The following is a 16,848-nucleotide window of genomic DNA, read 5'->3' as shown; positions in this document are numbered from 1 at the left end:
ACGCGGTTTGCTTTACCTTAAAGAGTGTACGTATTTGCTTTGCCAACGGCGGTAGAGCGAGTGCTTGGGATAAAGGCGTCCGTCCCCTTGCGAGAGCAGTGGGGAGGACGCCTTTTTTTATTTCTTCAGGGTGGTAAAGATGAGCAAATCGCCAGTTTCACTCTCTCGTCGTCAACTGCTGTTATCCGGCGCCGCCGTCGGTGGACTCTGGCTGCTGCCGGGATTGCGCAACGCGGTATGGGCGGCAGGTTCCGACGCGCCAGAAAAACCGACCGTGCGCGTCGGCTTTATTCCACTGACCGACTGCGCGCCGGTGGTTATGGCCTCGGTAAAGGGGTTTGACAAGAAATACGGCCTGACGCTGCAGGCCAGCAAAGAAGCGAGTTGGGCGGCGGTACGCGATAAACTCACCTCGGGTGAACTGGATGCAGCACACGTACTTTACAGCCTGATCTATGGCCTTCAACTGGGCGTCGCCGGTCCTCAGCACGATATGGCGAACCTGATGACGTTAAACAACAACGGTCAGGCCATCTCACTGTCAAACCAGCTCAAGGCGCAGAAGGTGACCGATGGCGCCAGCCTGAAAAAGGCTATCGACAGCCAGGCGAAGGGCAGCATGACCTTCGCGCATACCTTTCCTACCAGCACCCATGCCATGTGGCTCTATTACTGGCTGGCTAACGCCGGTATCAACCCGTTTGAGGACGTGCGCACCGTCGTGGTTCCACCACCGCAAATGGTGATGAATATGAAGATTGGTAACATGAGCGGCTTCTGCGTGGGAGAGCCGTGGAACCAGCGGGCGATCAGCGACAATATTGGTTTCACCGCCGCCACCAGCCAGCAGATTTGGCCGGATCATCCGGAAAAAATTCTGGGCACCCGCGCAGAGTGGGTCAAAGACAACCCGAATACGGCCCGCGCGCTCACGTCTGCGGTGCTGGAAGCCGCGCGCTGGATCGATGCGTCAGACGATAACCGACGTGAAACGGCGCAGGTACTGTCCGGACGCGCCTGGATCAACACCAAACCCGAGACGCTGGAAGGGCGCATGCTGGGCCAGTACGAAAACGGACTGGGTCAAAAATGGCAGGATCCCCATGCGATGCGTTTCTTTCACGACGGCAGCGTCAGCTTCCCTTATCTCTCCGATGGCATGTGGTTCCTGACCCAGCTTAAGCGTTGGGGCATGCTCAACAGCGATCCCGATTATCTGGCCGTCGCCAGGCAGATTAACCGTATTGATATCTACAAACAGGCTGCCAGCGCGGTCGGCAACGTCACGCTGCCCGGCAGCGACATGCGCAGCAGCACTTTACTGGACGGCAAAGTATGGGATGGCACCGATCCCGCCGCCTATGCCGCCAGCTTCGCGATCAAACGTTAAGAGAGGCCCTGATGAAAACCCAGAATCGTCCACTGGCGCAGCCGGTCAATACGCCCACTCAGGCAACGGTGGTTTCCCTCCAGGTTACGCCTAAAAAAGTGTGCCCGCCTGCGCGCCTGCGTCCGCTGCTACAGCGCTGTATTCCGGCGCTGTGCGGTGTCCTGCTCCTGCTTCTGGTATGGCAGATCGCGGCGCTGTACAGCCAGGGCTTTCCGGGGCCTTACGCGACCTGGGCGGCGGCGAAAGTCCTGTTTGCCGATCCGTTTTACAACAACGGCCCTAACGATCAGGGCATTGGCTGGAACGTCCTGGCCTCGCTGCAGCGCGTGGCCATCGGATTCGGTCTGGCGGCGCTGGTGGGCATTCCCGCCGGTTTTCTGTTGGGGCGTTTCACCTTTGTGGCGCGCATGTTCAATCCCATTATCGCCTTGCTGCGTCCGGTCAGTCCGCTGGCCTGGTTACCTATCGGTCTGCTGCTGTTCCAGCGGGCGGAACCGGCCTCTAGCTGGACCATTTTTATCTGTTCGATCTGGCCGATGATCATCAACACCGCAGAAGGCGTACAGCGCATCCCGCAGGATTACCTCAACGTGGCGCGCGTGCTGCAGCTCTCTGAATGGACCATTATGCGCCGCATCCTGTTTCCCGCCGTGCTGCCTGCCGTCCTCACCGGGGTGCGCCTCTCGATTGGCATCGCCTGGCTGGTGATTGTCGCGGCGGAGATGCTGACGGGCGGTCTGGGCATTGGCTTCTGGATCTGGAACGAATGGAACAACCTGAACGTTGAAAACATCCTGATTGCCATTCTGCTGATTGGTGTAGTCGGCCTGCTGCTTGAGCAGGGACTGATGCTGCTGGCGCGTCGTTTTAGCTGGGATAAATAAGGGGAACATCATGCAACCTATCATTCGCGTACAACAGGTCAGCCAGCGCTTTACCACCTCGGGCGGAGACTTTCTGGCGCTGGACAACGTCAGTTTCGATATTCATCAGGGCGAAACCCTGAGTCTGATCGGTCACTCCGGCTGCGGTAAATCCACGCTGCTTAACCTGATTGCCGGCCTGACCCGACCCACCAGCGGCGTGCTGCTGTGCGATAACCGCGAGGTCACCGGTCCCGGCCCTGAGCGGGCGGTGGTGTTTCAAAACCACTCTCTGCTGCCGTGGCTGACGGCGTTTCAGAATGTCGAACTGGCGGTGCAGCAGGTTTTTAAAGGCAAGATGAACAAGGCGGAGATGCACGACTGGATCGAGCACAACCTCAACCGGGTGCAAATGAGCCATGCCCTGCACAAGCGTCCCGGCGAGATCTCTGGTGGGATGAAGCAGCGCGTCGGCATCGCCCGCGCCCTGGCAATGAAGCCGCGCGTTTTACTGCTCGACGAGCCGTTCGGCGCGCTGGATGCGTTAACCCGCGCGCACCTGCAGGACAGCGTGATGCGTATTCAGCAGGAGTTAAATACCACCATTGTGCTGATCACCCACGACGTGGATGAGGCCGTGCTGCTTTCTGATCGGGTCCTGATGATGACCAACGGCCCCGCCGCCCAGGTGGGGGACATACTTACCGTCGATTTACCCCGACCGCGTTCGCGCGTGGCGCTGGCTGAGGATGCGCGCTATCACCAACTGCGCCAAAAAGTGCTGCATTTTCTCTACGAAAAACAGACCTCGGCGGCGTAAGGAAAACACCATGAGACAACGGCTGCTGGTGGTCGGTAACGGGATGGCGGGCATGCACACCGTGGAAACGCTGTTGCAGCTGGCACCGGAGCGTTATGACATTACGGTCATTGGCCGTGAACCGCACGGTAACTACAACCGCGTGCTGTTGTCGCCGCTGCTGGCTGGCGAAAAAACCGTGGAGCAAATCCAGATTCACGATCGTGACTGGTACGCGCGCCAGGGCATCACCTTGCTGGCCGGGGAAACGGCTGAGCAGATCGATGTGGCGGCGCGCACGTTGCGTACCTGCCAGCGCCTGCTGCACTGGGATCGTCTGATTCTGGCGACCGGATCGCAACCGCGCATGCCGCAGGTGGCAGGCATCGATCTGCCGCACGTAACGGCTTTCCGCACGCTGGAGGATGTGGATTTACTGCTGGCCGGTAGCGGGCCGGTCGTGGTCGCCGGCGGCGGTTTTCTGGGCATTGAGGCCGCGGCAGCCCTTCAGGCGCAAGGGCGCGATGTCACGCTGGTACATCGTCAGTCGCGCTTACTGGACCGGCAACTGGACGCTATGGCAGGGGAATTACTGCTTGCCCAGCTCAGCGCACGCGGTATCCGCTGTGAACTGAATTGCAGCGTCGCAGAAATCGGCCCGCAGTCACTGACTCTCAACGATGGCCGACAGCTGGCGGCGGCGCAGGTCGTTATCGCAACGGGCGTGCAGCCAGATATCGCCCTGGCCCGGGCCTCAGGCATTCCCTGTCAGCGCGGCGTTCTGGTGGATCGGCAGTTACGCACCGCCCATGCCGGGATTTATGCGGTCGGCGAATGCTGTGAAATCAGCGGAGAAACCTTTGGCCTGGTTGTGCCTTGCCTGGCGCAGGCGGCGGTGCTGGCCGCTCAGCTGGCGGGATGTCCTCAGGCTGATTTCTACAGTGAAGCCACCGGCACGCGTCTTAAGGTGAGCGGGATCGCGCTGTTCAGCGCGGGTGATATCCGTGAAGCCCCTTCCGTCACCAGTTTCGATCCGCTTTCCGGTCACTATCGACGTCTTTTTCTCAAACAGGGACGGCTCAACGGTGTGCTGCTGTATGGCGACTGCCAGCAGGGTGCCGCGTTGCTGAACCAACTGCATAACGCCAGGCAGGTTTCTGTCAATACGCTGTTTGGCCTTGATGAACCTGAAACGCAGCCGCAGGCTGCAGGAAACCCCGTGATGAATCACTCTAAACCTGTATTAGCCGTCGTGGGTCACGGCATGGTCAGCCACCATTTTCTGGAACAGCTGGTAGCGCGTGATCTGCATCAGCAGTATCACGTCGTGGTGTACGGCGAAGAGCGCCATCCGGCCTACGATCGCGTGCACCTGTCTGAGTACTTCACCGGCAAAGAGGCCGCGCAGCTCTCGCTGGTTGGCGAGGACTTTTTTGCCCAACACGGCATTGAACTGCGCAGCGGCTGTCGGGTGGAGGCGATCGATCGTCAGCAGCGTAGCCTGCACGACAGCGACGGCAAAGCACTGTGCTGGGATAAACTGGTGCTGGCGACCGGTTCGCGCGCGTTTGTGCCACCGGTGCCGGGACATGAGGGCGAACGCTGCTTTGTGTACCGCACGCTGGACGATCTGGATGCGATCGCCGCCTGTGCCGGTAAAAGCCAGCGCGGTGTGGTCATCGGCGGTGGCCTGTTGGGGCTGGAAGCCGCCAATGCGCTGAAGCAGTTGGGGTTGGAAACCCACGTCGTTGAGTTTGCGCCGCGCCTGATGGCCGTGCAACTGGACGAAGGCGGCGCGCTGATGCTGCGGCAGAAAATTGATTCGCTGGGCGTGACGGTTCACACCTCCAGGCAGACTGAACAGATTGCGACCCAGCCAGACGGAAGCCTGGTGCTGCACTTTGCCGATGGTGGCGAACTGGCCACCGATCTGGTGCTGTTCTCTGCGGGCATCCGGCCGCGTGACGAGCTGGCCCGCACCGCCGATATCAGCGTTGGTCCCCGCGGCGGCATTACGATCAATGACGTCTGCCAGACCAGCGATGACGATATCTACGCTATCGGCGAATGTGCCCTGTGGAACGGACAAATTTTTGGCCTGGTGGCGCCGGGCTATCAGATGGCGCGCGTGCTGGCCGGGCATCTGGCCGCCGAGCCAGCCCGGTTCAGCGGGGCCGATATGAGCACCAAACTGAAGCTGCTGGGCGTGGAAGTGGCCTCTTTTGGTGATGCGCACGCGAAAACGGCAGGCAGCCTGAGCTACTACTGGGCCGATGGTCCGAAAGGCATTTATAAGAAAATTGTGGTCAGCGCTGACGGTAAGCGGTTGCTGGGCGGTGTGCTGGTCGGTGACAGCAGCGACTATGCCACGCTGCTGCAGATGATGTTAAACGCGATGCCGCTGCCCGAGGCGCCGGAAGGGCTGATTCTGCCTGCGCTGCAGGGCGCGCCAGCCAAAGGTCTGGGCGTTGCCATGCTGCCCGACAGCGCCCAGATCTGCTCCTGCCACAACGTCAGCAAAGGCGATATCTGCCAGGCGGTGCAGAGTGGCTGCGGCGATATGGCCAGCATTAAAAGCTGCACCAAAGCCGCGACGGGCTGTGGCGGCTGCTCGGCACTGGTGAAGCAGGTGATGGAATGTCAGTTGGAAAACCTGGGCGTTGAGGTGAAAAAAGATATCTGCGAACATTTTGCCTATTCACGTCAGGCGCTTTATCACCTGATCCGCATCAACGAAATCAAAACCTTCGATGACCTGCTGGCGCGCCACGGGCGCGGCTGCGGCTGCGAGATTTGTAAACCGCTGGTCGGTTCTCTGCTGGCCTCGTGCTGGAATGACTATTTGCTGAAACCGGCCCATCTGCCGCTTCAGGATACCAACGATCGCTACTTTGCCAATATCCAGAAAGACGGCACCTATTCCGTCGTGCCGCGCGTGCCGGGCGGGGAGATCACGCCGCAGGGGCTGATCGCCATTGGCGAAGTGGCGGCACGTTACGATCTCTACACCAAGATTACCGGCGGTCAGCGCATCGACCTGTTTGGCGCACGGCTGGATCAACTGCCTGAGATCTGGGAAACCCTGCTGGCAGCAGGCTTTGAAACCGGCCATGCCTACGGGAAGTCGCTGCGTACGGTGAAATCCTGTGTGGGCTCGACCTGGTGTCGCTACGGCGTGCAGGATTCCACCGCCTTCGCCATCGATCTGGAGAATCGTTACAAAGGCCTGCGCGCGCCGCACAAAATCAAAATGGCCGTCTCGGGTTGTACCCGCGAATGTGCGGAAGCGCAGAGCAAAGATATTGGGGTCATCGCCACAGAAAAGGGCTGGAACCTGTACGTGTGCGGCAATGGCGGCATGAAACCGCGCCATGCCGAGCTGTTTGCCAGCGATCTGGATGATGAAACCCTGATCCGCTATGTCGATCGCATTCTGATGTTCTACGTGCGCACGGCGGAGCGCTTACAGCGCACCAGCGTCTGGATGGATAACATGGAAGGCGGCCTGGATTACCTGCGCGACGTCGTGATCAATGACAGCCTCGGTATTGCCGCAGTGCTGGAGCAGGAAATGCAGCAGGTTGTGGAAACGTATCAGTGTGAATGGCAGACCACGCTGGCAGAGCCATCGCGCCGGGCGCTGTTTACCGCCACGGTGAACAGCGATCAGCCGGATGAAACGCTGCACTATGCGCGCGTACGCGGTCAGCGTCAGCCGCACGCCGCCAGCGGTATTCCGCTGATGCACCTGCCCGCCGAAACCTGGAGCGAAGTCTGTTCGCTGGATGCCATTCCAGCCGAAGCGGGGATCGGTGCGCGCCTCGGCAGCGTGCGCATTGCGCTGTTCCGTTTTGGCGACGACTGTTATGCACTGGAAGATCGCGAGCCGGGCAGCGACGCCAGCGTGCTGTCGCGGGGCATTCTCGGCGATGTGGCCGGTGAACCCGTCGTTATTTCACCGCTCTACAAACAGCGCGTGCGCCTGCGCGACGGCCAAAGTCTGGATGATCCGCAGTATCAGCTGCGCTGCTGGCCGGTGAAGCTGGAGGATGGCCAGGTCTGGGTCGCTAACCGTCCGCTTAACCTGATGGCGCAGGCATCATGAAAACGACCTGTGCCTATTGCGGCGTGGGCTGTGGCGTCGAGGTGACCCTGCATCACAGCGAATCTGCACAGGTGAGTGGCGATCCGCTGCATCCGGCCAACGGCGGGCGACTGTGCGTTAAAGGGGCCGCGCTGGGGGAAACACTGACCCGGACGGGACGCCTGCTGCATCCCTGTATTCATCAACAGCAGGTCAGCATGGCGGCGGCGCTGGATGCCGCCGCTGACGGGCTCCGGAAGATTATCGCAGAGCACGGCCCTGAGGCCGTGGCCTTTTATGGCTCAGGCCAGTTGCTCACGGAAGATTACTACGTGGCCAACAAGCTGATGAAAGGCTTTCTTGGCGTCGCCAATATCGATACCAACTCGCGCCTCTGCATGGCTTCAGCGGTGGTGGGCTATAAGCGGGCGCTCGGGGCGGATGCGGTACCCTGCTGCTATGAGGATCTGGAGCAGGCGGATCTGATTGTGATGGTCGGCTCCAACGCGGCCTGGGCCCATCCGGTCATCTTTCAGCGACTCAGACAGGCGAAACAGCAGCGGCCGGAGATGCAGGTGGTGGTGATCGATCCGCGCCGCACCGCCAGCTGTGATATCGCCGATCTCCACCTGGCAGTGCGGCCGGGCAGCGATCCGGCTCTGTTTTCAGGCCTGCTGCACTGGCTGGCCCAGAATCAGGGCATTGAGGCGACAATGCTGCCGCACCTGGACGGCGTTGAAGCCACCCTGCAGGCAGCCAGCCAGTGGGGAATAGCTGAAGTTGCGGAACACTGCGATCTCAGCGATGCGCAGGTGGTGGCCTTTTATCAGCTGTTTGCCCAGCGTGATCGGGTCCTGACCTTGTGGTGCATGGGCATCAACCAGTCACAAAGCGGCAGTGACAATAACAATGCGATAATTAATGCGCATCTTCTCAGCGGAAAAATAGGCCGTCCCGGCTGTGGGCCGTTTTCACTCACCGGCCAGCCCAATGCCATGGGCGGACGTGAAGTGGGCGGCTTAGCCAACCAGCTGGCGGCACACATGAGTTTTAACGAAGCGGACTGCGATCGTTTACAGCGTTTCTGGCACAGCCCGACCATTGCCCGCCAGCCCGGACTGACCGCCGTGGCGCTGTTTGACGCGATCGATCGGGGAGAGGTTAAAGCCGTCTGGATCATGGGCACCAATCCGGCTGTGTCAATGCCGGAAGGCAATCGCGTGGCCCGGGCGCTGGCCAACTGTCCGCTGGTAATCGTCTCCGACGTGCTGGCGCACACGGATACCACAGTCTTTGCCCATATTCTGCTCCCCGCCCAGGGCTGGGGCGAAAAAAACGGCACCGTGACCAATTCTGAACGCCGTATTTCCCGCCAGCGTGCGTTTGTTGCACCCGCCGGGGAAGCCAAACCCGACTGGTGGCTGCTGGCGCAGGTGGCGCAGCGGCTGGGGTTCGGTCAGGCATTTAACTGGACCCATCCGGCGGCGATCTTCCGCGAGCATGCGGCGCTGTCCGGCTTTGAGAACCACGGCGAACGCGCTTTTGATATCAGCGGCCTGGCGCAGCTCAGCGATGCCGAGTGGGATGCGCTGACGCCTGTTCAGTGGCCCGTCAATGCCCGTCACCCACAAGGCTGTGCCCGGCTGTTCAGCGACCGGCGTTTTTATCATCCCGATGGCAAGGCACGGCTGCTGCCACCGGCCACGCCGCCGCCTTTAGAGCGCAGTGCCCGTTATCCCTTACTGATGAACAGCGGGCGCGTACGCGATCAGTGGCACACCATGACGCGCACCGGCCTGGTGCCTCGCCTGATGCAGCACTGTGACGAGCCTTTTGCCGCCTTGCATCCGGAAGAGGCGCGCCGTTATGGCCTGTTTGCCGGGGCGCTGGCGCGCGTGCAGTCTGAATGGGGATGGATGGTGGTGCGCGTGACGCTGGACAGCGGTCTGCGGCGCGGGGAGCTGTTTGTGCCGATGCACTGGAACCGTCAGTTCAGCCTGCAGGGTAACGTCGGGGGTTTAGTGGCCGCGACCCGCTGCCCGGTTTCGGCTCAGCCCGCCTTTAAACAGACAGCGGTGCGAATTCAGTTATTACAACCCCGCTGGCAGGGCTGGCTCTGGCAGAGAAACAGTGCGCCACCGGCCGGGCTGCGTTACTGGGCGCGCACCCCGCATGAAGGCGCGCATCGCTTTGCGCTGGCCGGAGAGGACCAGCCGCAGCGCTGGCTGGCGTCTCAGTTCAGCGTTGAAGGGTTGCAACTGCAAACCGCCAGCGATGGCGGCCACAGCTATCGACTCCTGGCATGGCGGGACGGTGAACTGCAGCTGGCCTTTTATGCTGACCAGCGCTTACCTGAAATCCAGCACGACAGGGTCGCTCAGGCCTTTCGTCAGGCACCGGCGGACGCCGCTGAACGCCACGCGCTGCTGGCAGGCCAGGCGGCGCAGGCCCCGGCGACCGGACGCATTATCTGTAGCTGCTATGGCGTGGGCGAACAAACGATTCTTGATGCTATTCGTCAGGGCTGCCACAGCACCCAGGCACTGGGCAAAGCGCTCAAATGTGGCACCAACTGTGGCTCCTGCCTGCCGGAGCTAAAACACCTTCTGCTTTCCGTCTCTGTCCCGGAGGAATTATGACGCTGGCTATTCACACCTTAGATAAACTGCTGGCGCCCGAAAACGCGTCCCGCCCCGGCCGCGTCTGGTTAGTGGGCGCCGGGCCGGGCGATGTCGACCTGCTGACGGTAAAAGCGCTGCGTTTACTGCACGGCGCTGAAGTGGTGGTTTACGATCGCCTGGTGAGTGAGGCGGTCATGGCGGAAGTGCCGGACAGCGCGCTCTGCATCGACGTGGGTAAACGGCCCGGTCACCACGGCCTGAAACAGGCGCAGATCAATCAACTGCTGGTGGATCTGGCGCTCAGCGGGCGCAACGTCGTGCGCCTGAAAGGCGGCGATCCCTTTATCTTTGGTCGCGGTGGCGAAGAGATGGTGTGCCTGCAGCAGGCTGACATTGTCTGTGAGGTCGTGCCCGGCATTACGGCTGCCGTCGGCTGTGCCGCCGCAAGCGGGATTCCGCTGACGCACCGGGATTGCGCCCAGTCCCTGCGCTTTATTACCGGACACGGGCGCAGCGGTGAGCCTCAGTTGGATGCCGCCGCGCTGGCAGCCAGTAATCAGACGCTGGTGTTTTACATGGGGCTGAGCTGGAGCAGCATCATTAGCAGCCGTCTGCGTGAGTATGGCCGCAGGGAGGATACGCCGGTCGCCATTATCGAAAACGGCACGCGCCAGGATCAGCGGGTGTTGGTGACCACGCTGGCAGGGCTGCCAGAGACGATCGCGCAGCATAAACCGGTGTCGCCGTCGTTGCTGATCGTCGGAGACGTGGTTCGCTACTATCGAGCCGACCTGCTTGTCAGGCTGGGCGCAGAGGCGGCCATTTGCCAGGCGTGATAATCAGGTTGCCAAGGCCACGCGTTAACATCAGGGGGCGCGGCGAGCGGGTAAGGGCGCAACCAGCACCTTAACGCCCAATGCCTCAAACGCGGAGATATGCGCCTGGCTGATCCCGCTGTCGGTAATCAGGTAGTGGATGTGGCTCCAGTCGCAGGGCAGCGCAAACATCGAGACCTTATCAATCTTGCTGGAGTCGGCCACGACGTAGACGGTGCTGGCGGATTTGATCATCGCCATTTTTACTTTGATGTCGGTTTCGCTGGGAAAGCTCAGGCCAAGCCGTGGCGAGATACAGGCGGTGGCGAGAAACAGTTTTTCTGACAGCACGTTTTCAAAGAAGCTGGCGGCCTTGTCTCCGGACGTTGAAAGCGTCGGAAATTTAAAGGTCCCGCCCGTCAGCAGCACATTGATCCCGGGCTCGCCGCCCAACTTCAGGGCGATATTCACGGCGGTGGTTACCACCGATAAACGCCGGATGTGGCTGATGGCATCCGCGATAGCCGTGGTGGTGGTGCCAGAATCGAAAATCACCGTATCACCGTTTTCGATATGCTGGGCTGCCAGGCGCCCAATCGCGTCTTTTTCTTCCATGTGGGTCTGACGTTCCAGCTGCAGCAGGCCGGTATTCTGTTTGCCGGTCATCAGGGTCGCACCGCCGTGGTAGCGCTGCACGAAACCCTGTTTTTGCAACATCCGCAGGTCGGTTCGCAGCGTGGCCTCGGTCAGCCCGAACGTTTTCGTCAGCGCTTTCACCGTCACCGTCCCGTCCTCCCGAATCATCTCCAGGATCTTGTCACGACGCTGCTGCATTTCAGCTAGCTGCTCAGTCTTGCTTTTCAATCGAAACGCTCCCTCTTTTAATCGCATCGGGCTTATAGCGATAACGCGTTGTCGCAGAGTTTAACCCGCAGATTTCGCCTTTGCGAGTCAGCATGAAAAGATGTTTATTTTCGTTCGAAAGTCAATATGCGCCATGCTTTATCCCTTTCACCTTCGCGACAGCAACACAATCCATATTACTCAGGCGGTTTGCAACCGGGATCACGCGCTTTGAAGCGAATCACGCCGCCAGGCACGCAGTGTTGTGAAATTTGATCTTAGCCACATTAACCATCAATTCGATAGCTTATATTTTTGTTCGAAAATGAATGCGGCAAATAAAATACCAGAGAGGACAGTCGGATGAGCGGTGAATATGACGTTAACCTGCGCTATGGCGTAGACACCACAATGAATCTGAGCGGCAAAGTGGCCGTGGTGACGGGCGGGCTGGGCGGCATCGCCATGGCCAGTAATCAGATGCTGCTGGAGAAAGGGGCGAGCCTGGCGCTGCTTTATCCGCCCTTTGAAGCGGATAAGGTCGACAGTGCGCGCGCAGCCCTGGCCGGACAGGTGCAGTTTATTTGCTGCGATGTAACCGATCCTGCCGACGTTGAGCAGGCGTTCGACGCCATTGTTGATCACTACGGTCATATCGACATTCTGGTGAACTGTGCCGGCTACGTGATGCTTCAGCCCGTGCTGGAAACCGATTTTGCCGAGTGGCAAAAGCAGATCGCCGTGAACCTGACCGGGCCTTTTCTGTGCTCACAGGCTGCGGGCAAGCAGATGGTCAAGGCGGGCAACGGCGGCAAGATCATCAATATCGCCTCTCAGGCGGCCTCCATCGCTATCGACAACCACGTCGCTTATACCTCCGCCAAAGCCGGGTTACTGGGCATGACCAAAGTGATGGCGAAAGAGTTTGCTCCGCACCGCATTAACGTGAATACCCTGTCGCCCACTGTGGTGCTGACCCCGATGGGGGAAAAAGCCTGGCGCGGTGAGAAGGGCACCGAAATGAAAAAACTGATCCCGTTAGGCCGCTTTGCCTACACCGACGAGATCGCCGCCGCCGTGCTGTTTTTTGCCAGCAACGGCAGCGACATGATTACCGGGGCCGACCTGATGATCGACGGTGGCTTTACCATCTGGTAAGGCCACCGCCAGGCTTCGTTTTCCTCTGCCAACACCCTAATAGCGAGACACACCATGAAAAAAACGACGTTGCTCTGCACCACGCTTGCGGCCTGTTTGTTTTCTCACACCGCGCTGGCGGTTGAGAAAGGCACCATTATGATTTTGGTTAACTCACTGGATAACCCTTATTACGCCTCGGAGGCCAAGGGCGCCAACGTGAAAGCTCAGGCGCTGGGCTACAAAACCTCGGTGCTCTCTCACGGTGAAGACGTTAAGAAGCAGAACGAGCTGATTGATGCGGCTATCGGCAAAAAAGTGCAGGGCATTATCCTGGACAACGCGGATTCCACGGCCAGCGTGGCGGCCATCCAAAAAGCCAAACAGGCCGGTATTCCGGTGGTGCTGATCAACCGTGAAATTCCGGTAGATGACGTGGCGCTGGAACAGATTACCCACAATAACTTCCAGGCGGGCTCTGATGTGGCCAACGTGTTTGTTGAGAAAATGGGAGAGAAAGGGAAATACGCCGAGCTGACCTGCAACCTCGCCGACAATAACTGCGTCACCCGTTCGAAATCCTTCCATCAGGTGCTGGAACAGTATCCGGATATGCAAAGCGTCGCGCGTCAGGATGCCAAAGGCACGTTGATCGACGGCAAGCGCATCATGGACAGTATTCTGCAGGCTCACCCGGATGTAAAAGGCGTTATCTGTGGTAACGGCCCGGTGGCGTTAGGCGCCATTGCCGCCCTGAAAGCAGCCGGACGCAATGATGTCGTGGTCGTCGGCATTGATGGCAGTAACGATGAACGCGATGCGGTGCAGGCCGGAACGTTAAAAGCCACCGTGATGCTCCAGGCGCAGGCCATTGCCGCTCAGGGCGTAACCGATCTTGATAATTACATTCAGAAAGGCGTGAAGCCTGAGAAGCAGCGCGTGATGTTTCGCGGCATTTTGATCACACCGGACAATGCAAAAAACGTACAGGACTTTAACTACAAGTCGTAATCCATTGTTGTCGCGCCCGTACTGACGGGCGCCAGGGAGAATGTCATGTACAACCGACTCTGGCTGATACCGATCGTGATAGCACTGGGTAGCTGTCGTATTGTGTCCCAGCAGGAACTGGCCGACCTCAAGAATCCCCCGAATCCTCACATGGCCAATATCGGGCAACTCTGGCAGCAGAAGCTGGTGCCACAGATCGTGGCGCAGGCAAAGCCGTTGGGCGAGCTCACTCAGCGCCTGCAGTCAGAGAAGGATCTGGACAGCGCCTGTCGCGCCCTGGGCTACCGGGCGCAGAGCGAGAATCCCTGCATATTCAGCGTCAGCGTGAGTGGGGAAGTCACGGCGCTGGATACCACCTCACGCAACGGCAAAATGAAAGTTAAAGCGGCATCAGGTGACACTGTCACTATTCAGATCGGGCCCATCATTCGTGGGACGGCGCTGCGGGATGCTTACAAAGGGGCCAGCTATCAGGATTTTAACGATCAGGTGATGTTTAGCGACTTTGGTAAAGCCATCAATCAGCAGGCGGTCACCATGATACATAACGCCGCCGTAAAACCGGGCGACCGGGTTGACGTGGTCGGCGTTTTTAGCAGCTGGGACATTCCCCACGCGCTACCCGATATTACGCCCGCCCAGATCACGCGTCAGTGAGGAGGTGATCATGCATGTTACTGAACAGCAAGACGACGTCATTATTGAGACGCGCGGCCTGTCGCGGGTTTATCCCGGCGTGACCGCCCTGGATCAGGTTAACTACCGGGTTTATCGCAACAAGGTCAATGTGCTCATCGGGGAAAACGGTGCCGGCAAATCCACCATGATGAAGATGCTGGCCGGGGTGGAATCCCCATCGTCAGGCGAGATTCTGCTGGATGGCAAACCTGTGACGCTTCACTCCACCCAACAGGCCGAAAAATTGGGCATCAGCATTATCTTTCAGGAGCTGAACCTGTTCCCGAATATGAACGTGATGGACAACATCTTTATCGCCAATGAGTTCTTCCAGCGCGGCGTCATCAACGAAAAGTATCAGTATCAGCTGGCCAAAGCACTGCTGGAACGGCTGGAACTGGACGTCGATCCCTATGCTGCGCTGGATGCGCTGGGCATTGGTCATCAACAGCTGGTCGAGATCGCCCGCGCGCTGTCGAAGGATACGCGCGTGCTGATTATGGATGAACCGACCAGCGCCCTGAGTCAGTCGGAAGTTAAAGTGCTGTTCAACGTCATTAAACAGCTCAAGCGACGCGGCGTCACCATTATCTATATCTCCCATCGGCTGGAAGAGCTAATGGAGATCGGCGACCACATTACGGTTTTCCGGGACGGGCGTTTCATCGCCGCGCGTGAGGTGCGCGACGTCAGCGTGCCCTGGATCATTGAACAAATGGTTGGCGACAAGAAAAAGCACTTCGACTATCAACCCGCGCCGCAGGGGGAGACGGTGCTGCAGGTGGCGGGGCTCACCGCACTGCATCAGAACGGTGGCTACCGGCTCAATGCGGTGAGTTTCAGCCTGCGCAAAGGCGAAGTGATTGGTATTTATGGCCTGCTGGGCGCCGGACGAACAGAGCTGTTTAAGGGATTAACCGGGTTACTGCCTTGTCAGCGTGGGGAGATTCAGTTAGGTGGACAGCGGCTGGACAACTGCAGTTTCCAGCAGCGACTGAAGCGCGGCATCACGCTGGTGCCGGAGGATCGTAAAGGTGAAGGCGTGATCGAGCTGATGTCGATTAGCGCCAATATGACCTTGTCGAATCTCAGCCTGCGCGGCTTTCGCCGGGCGCTGGGCATCGTGCACCCTGACAAAGAACGGCAGCGTGTCAATGAAATGATTCAGCACCTGGTGATTAAAGTCAGCGACAGCGAGTTGCCTATCAGCGCGTTAAGCGGCGGCAATCAGCAGAAGGTGGTGCTGGGAAAAGCGCTGATGACCGGACCTGCGGTGGTGTTGCTGGATGAGCCCACCCGCGGCATTGATGTCGGGGCCAAAACCGATGTGTATCACCTGATTGGCAAACTGGCGCAGCAGGGGCTGGCGGTGATGTTTTCGTCGTCCGAACTGGATGAGGTCATGGCGCTCGCCGATCGGATTCTGGTCATGGCCGATGGCCGTATTACTGCCGATTTGCCCCGTGCCGCTGCCACGCGCGAAAAACTGATTAGTGCATCCACCCCGCAAGCCTGAGGTTGCCGGAGAATAAGATGAATCAAAAATATCTGCTGTACATGTACTTACTCAAGGCGCGTACCTTTATTGCGCTGCTGATCGTGGTCGGCTTTTTTAGCGTGATGGTGCCTAATTTCCTGACGCCGTCGAACATGCTGATTATGACCCAGCACGTGGCGATTACCGGGCTGCTGGCTATCGGCATGACCCTGGTGATCCTGACCGGAGGTATCGATCTGTCTGTCGGTGCCGTCGCCGGGATCTGCGGCATGGTGGCGGGCGCGTTACTGACGTCGGGCGTGCCGCTGTGGAATGGCGCGCGACTGTTTCTTAATGTGCCGGAGGTGATCCTCACGGTCGCGCTGTTTGGCACGCTGGTGGGCATCGTCAACGGCACGATAATTACTCGCCTCGGCGTTGCCCCTTTTATCTGTACGCTGGGCATGATGTATGTGGCCCGTGGCGCAGCGCTGCTGTTTAACGATGGCGCCACCTACGCCAATCTGGTTGGCATGCCCGCGCTGGGCAATACCGGTTTCGCACTGCTGGGTTCCGGCACCGTACTGGGGGTTTTTATTCCCATCTGGCTGATGATCGGCTTTTTACTCCTTGGCCTGTACCTGACACGGAAAACGCCGCTTGGGCGCTATATCTATGCCACCGGCGGCAATGAGTCGGCCGCGCGGCTGGCGGGGGTGCCCATCATCAAAGTCAAAGTGTTTGTTTACGCTTTTTCCGGGCTGTGTGCCGGATTAGTTGGGCTGGTGGTGGCTTCTCAGCTGCAGACCGCGCACCCCATGACAGGCAACATGTTTGAGATGGATGCCATCGGTGCCACGGTGCTGGGTGGCACGGCGTTGGCAGGCGGCCGTGGCCGCGTGTCCGGTTCCATTATCGGTGCCTTCGTGATTGTTTTTCTGGCCGATGGCATGGTGATGATGGGCGTCAGTGATTTCTGGCAGATGGTGATCAAGGGCGTGGTGATTGTCACCGCCGTGGTGATTGACCAGTTCCAGCAGCGTTTACAAAGCAAAGTGATACTACTGCGCCGCCATGATAAGCAGCCGCCGGCGGTGCCCCATGCTGACATTCGTCATGGATAACAGGAG

The 16,848-nt window shown here is 59.3% G+C and carries 12 protein-coding genes; 11 read left to right on the top strand and 1 reads right to left on the bottom strand.

Annotated elements, in window-relative coordinates; genetic code table 11:
- Positions 1 to 139 precede the first annotated feature (139 nt).
- From NXS97_RS04145 to cobA, 6 genes are read left to right on the top strand one after another with little or no spacing between them, the layout of a single operon-like run.
- Positions 140 to 1,390: a CmpA/NrtA family ABC transporter substrate-binding protein gene (locus NXS97_RS04145; protein WP_022622495.1), complete on the top strand. Its 1,251-nt coding sequence runs from the start codon at positions 140 to 142 to the stop codon at positions 1,388 to 1,390.
- An 11-nt stretch (positions 1,391 to 1,401) separates the two neighbouring features.
- On the top strand, positions 1,402 to 2,274 hold the full coding sequence (ntrB, locus tag NXS97_RS04140) for a nitrate ABC transporter permease (RefSeq protein ID WP_116219694.1): 873 nt from the start codon (positions 1,402 to 1,404) through the stop codon (positions 2,272 to 2,274).
- Positions 2,275 to 2,284: 10 nt separating this feature from the next.
- Positions 2,285 to 3,073, top strand: a complete 789-nt coding sequence (locus NXS97_RS04135) for an ABC transporter ATP-binding protein (protein WP_013025543.1) — start codon at positions 2,285 to 2,287, stop codon at positions 3,071 to 3,073.
- A gap of 10 nt (positions 3,074 to 3,083) precedes the next feature.
- Positions 3,084 to 7,157 carry a nitrite reductase large subunit NirB gene (gene nirB / locus NXS97_RS04130; protein ID WP_116219695.1) on the top strand — a complete coding sequence of 1,358 codons (4,074 nt, stop codon included), beginning with the start codon at positions 3,084 to 3,086 and terminating at the stop codon, positions 7,155 to 7,157.
- Entirely contained in the window at positions 7,154 to 9,775 is a 2,622-nt protein-coding gene (locus tag NXS97_RS04125) for a nitrate reductase (protein ID WP_116219696.1), read from the top strand. The genes nirB and NXS97_RS04125 overlap by 4 nt, the downstream gene beginning before the upstream one ends.
- Positions 9,772 to 10,593 (top strand): uroporphyrinogen-III C-methyltransferase, encoded by an 822-nt coding sequence (cobA, locus tag NXS97_RS04120; RefSeq protein WP_014605984.1) that lies wholly within the window; start codon positions 9,772 to 9,774, stop codon positions 10,591 to 10,593. Before NXS97_RS04125 ends, cobA begins: the two co-directional genes overlap by 4 nt.
- Before the next feature lie 30 nt (positions 10,594 to 10,623).
- Here the strand turns inward: cobA and NXS97_RS04115 are convergent, their stop codons facing one another.
- Complete coding sequence (locus NXS97_RS04115; RefSeq protein ID WP_013025547.1) at positions 10,624 to 11,436, bottom strand: DeoR/GlpR family DNA-binding transcription regulator; 813 nt, start codon at positions 11,434 to 11,436, stop codon at positions 10,624 to 10,626.
- 342 nt (positions 11,437 to 11,778) lie between these two features.
- Between NXS97_RS04115 and NXS97_RS04110 the strand changes: the two genes are divergently transcribed.
- From NXS97_RS04110 to NXS97_RS04090, 5 genes are read left to right on the top strand one after another with little or no spacing between them, the layout of a single operon-like run.
- Positions 11,779 to 12,573: a GolD/DthD family dehydrogenase gene (locus tag NXS97_RS04110; RefSeq protein WP_013025548.1), complete on the top strand. Its 795-nt coding sequence runs from the start codon at positions 11,779 to 11,781 to the stop codon at positions 12,571 to 12,573.
- Between the two features lie 54 nt (positions 12,574 to 12,627).
- Positions 12,628 to 13,563: a D-ribose ABC transporter substrate-binding protein gene (locus tag NXS97_RS04105; protein WP_014593574.1), complete on the top strand. Its 936-nt coding sequence runs from the start codon at positions 12,628 to 12,630 to the stop codon at positions 13,561 to 13,563.
- 45 nt (positions 13,564 to 13,608) lie between these two features.
- On the top strand, positions 13,609 to 14,220 hold the full coding sequence (locus NXS97_RS04100; RefSeq protein ID WP_042676378.1) for a DUF2291 family protein: 612 nt from the start codon (positions 13,609 to 13,611) through the stop codon (positions 14,218 to 14,220).
- Between the two features lie 10 nt (positions 14,221 to 14,230).
- Positions 14,231 to 15,757 carry a sugar ABC transporter ATP-binding protein gene (locus NXS97_RS04095; protein WP_028715065.1) on the top strand — a complete coding sequence of 509 codons (1,527 nt, stop codon included), beginning with the start codon at positions 14,231 to 14,233 and terminating at the stop codon, positions 15,755 to 15,757.
- A 17-nt stretch (positions 15,758 to 15,774) separates the two neighbouring features.
- Positions 15,775 to 16,842 carry an ABC transporter permease gene (locus NXS97_RS04090; protein WP_014593577.1) on the top strand — a complete coding sequence of 356 codons (1,068 nt, stop codon included), beginning with the start codon at positions 15,775 to 15,777 and terminating at the stop codon, positions 16,840 to 16,842.
- The last annotated feature ends 6 nt before the right edge of the window (positions 16,843 to 16,848 follow it).

Source organism: Pantoea sp. B623 (genome assembly GCF_024814475.1).
Taxonomy (GTDB): Bacteria; Pseudomonadota; Gammaproteobacteria; order Enterobacterales; family Enterobacteriaceae; genus Pantoea; species Pantoea ananatis.
The sequence above is the reverse complement of the archived record's forward strand: the minus strand, read 5'-3'. Positions and strand labels throughout refer to the sequence as shown.

Excerpts from the sequence above, each read along its gene's own strand:
- NXS97_RS04145 (WP_022622495.1), top strand. The coding sequence starts at position 140 with ATGAGCAAATCGCCAGTTTCACTCTCTCGTCGTCAACTGCTGTTATCC.
- ntrB (WP_116219694.1), top strand. The coding sequence starts at position 1,402 with ATGAAAACCCAGAATCGTCCACTGGCGCAGCCGGTCAATACGCCCACT.
- NXS97_RS04135 (WP_013025543.1), top strand. The coding sequence starts at position 2,285 with ATGCAACCTATCATTCGCGTACAACAGGTCAGCCAGCGCTTTACCACC.
- nirB (WP_116219695.1), top strand. The coding sequence starts at position 3,084 with ATGAGACAACGGCTGCTGGTGGTCGGTAACGGGATGGCGGGCATGCAC.
- NXS97_RS04125 (WP_116219696.1), top strand. The coding sequence starts at position 7,154 with ATGAAAACGACCTGTGCCTATTGCGGCGTGGGCTGTGGCGTCGAGGTG.
- cobA (WP_014605984.1), top strand. The coding sequence starts at position 9,772 with ATGACGCTGGCTATTCACACCTTAGATAAACTGCTGGCGCCCGAAAAC.
- NXS97_RS04110 (WP_013025548.1), top strand. The coding sequence starts at position 11,779 with ATGAGCGGTGAATATGACGTTAACCTGCGCTATGGCGTAGACACCACA.
- NXS97_RS04105 (WP_014593574.1), top strand. The coding sequence starts at position 12,628 with ATGAAAAAAACGACGTTGCTCTGCACCACGCTTGCGGCCTGTTTGTTT.
- NXS97_RS04100 (WP_042676378.1), top strand. The coding sequence starts at position 13,609 with ATGTACAACCGACTCTGGCTGATACCGATCGTGATAGCACTGGGTAGC.
- NXS97_RS04095 (WP_028715065.1), top strand. The coding sequence starts at position 14,231 with ATGCATGTTACTGAACAGCAAGACGACGTCATTATTGAGACGCGCGGC.
- NXS97_RS04090 (WP_014593577.1), top strand. The coding sequence starts at position 15,775 with ATGAATCAAAAATATCTGCTGTACATGTACTTACTCAAGGCGCGTACC.